At 64.1% G+C, this 1,177-nt stretch carries 3 protein-coding genes; all 3 read left to right on the top strand.

Annotation, left to right across the window (positions count from 1 at the left end):
• On the top strand, nt 1–263 hold a 263-nt coding region (rpsF, locus tag ACFWF3_RS36615; RefSeq protein ID WP_379318804.1), incomplete at its 5' end, for a 30S ribosomal protein S6.
• An 89-nt stretch (nt 264–352) separates the two neighbouring features.
• Nucleotides 353–928, top strand: coding sequence for a single-stranded DNA-binding protein (locus tag ACFWF3_RS36610; protein WP_056823931.1), 576 nt, complete (start codon nt 353–355; stop codon nt 926–928).
• A gap of 32 nt (nt 929–960) precedes the next feature.
• The coding region (rpsR, locus tag ACFWF3_RS36605) for a 30S ribosomal protein S18 (RefSeq protein WP_379318802.1) at nt 961–1,177 on the top strand (217 nt) is incomplete at its 3' end.

Genomic DNA, 1,177 nt, shown 5'->3' with positions numbered 1-1,177 from the left:
TCCTCGACCCGAGCCTGGACGAGCGCATCGTCGGGCAGTCCCTGGATACCCTGCTCACGGTCGTCAAGACCGAGGGCGGCAACGTCGACAAGGTCGACATCTGGGGCCGCCGCCGGCTCGCCTACGAAATCGCCAAGCAGGCCGAAGGCATTTACGCGATCGTCAACCTGACCGCGACCCCGGCCACCGTGAGCGAACTCGACCGCCAGCTGGGCCTGAACGAGACGGTGCTGCGCACCAAGGTTCTGCGCAACGACAAGTAGTCCGCACCCTCGAATTTGTCAGAGCCTGGCTTTAGGCTCGAGCGCAAATCCCCGAGATGCGGACTGCACCCCGAGCAGGAGGAACCCCCATGGCAGGCGACACGGTCATTACCGTCATCGGAAACTTGACGGCAGACCCGGAGCTTCGTTTCACGCCCGCAGGTGCGGCGGTGGCAAATTTCACCGTCGCGTCGACTCCCCGTGTGTTCGATCGCAATTCGAACGAATGGAAAGACGGCGAGGCTCTGTTCCTGCGCTGCAACATCTGGCGTGAAGCAGCGGAGAACGTCGCCGAAAGTCTGACCCGAGGCGCTCGCGTCATCGTGAGTGGTCGGCTCAAGCAGCGCTCCTACGAAACCCGCGAGGGTGAGAAGCGCACTGTGGTCGAGCTCGAGGTCGACGAAGTCGGTCCCTCGCTGCGTTACGCGACGGCGAAGGTCTCCAAGGCCGGTCGCGGTGGCGGAGGCGGCGGTGGCGGCTTCAGTGGTGGTGGTTCCGGTAATGCCGGTGGTGGATCTAGCGCAGGCGGCTACAACGCCAACAACGGCGGCGGACGTCCGGCCGGCGGCAGCAATGCCGGTGGCGAGGACGATCCGTGGGGTAGCGCGCCCGCGGCCGGCTCCTTCGGGGGCGGCGGCCGCATGGATGACGAACCGCCGTTCTGATCGAACGGCACTCATAGTACGGAGAGAAACCCATGCCTAAAGCGCCCGCGCGCGAAAAGGTACTGAAGAAGAAGGCCTGCGCTTTCTGCAAGGAAGCAAAGTCCGGAATCGTCAATATCGATTACAAGGACACCACGCTGCTGCGTAAGTACGTCAGCGATCGCGGCAAGATCCGCGCTCGCCGCGTCACCGGCAACTGCGTGCAGCACCAGCGTGACATCGCTGTCGCCGTCAAGAACTCGCGTGAGG

The organism is Nocardia sp. NPDC060220, from assembly GCF_042727815.1.
Taxonomy (GTDB): domain Bacteria; phylum Actinomycetota; class Actinomycetes; order Mycobacteriales; family Mycobacteriaceae; genus Nocardia.
This window is presented reverse-complemented; position numbering and strand designations above follow the sequence as displayed.

Coding starts and splice junctions, on each gene's coding strand:
- ACFWF3_RS36610 (WP_056823931.1), top strand. CDS start 353: ATGGCAGGCGACACGGTCATTACCGTCATCGGAAACTTGACGGCAGAC.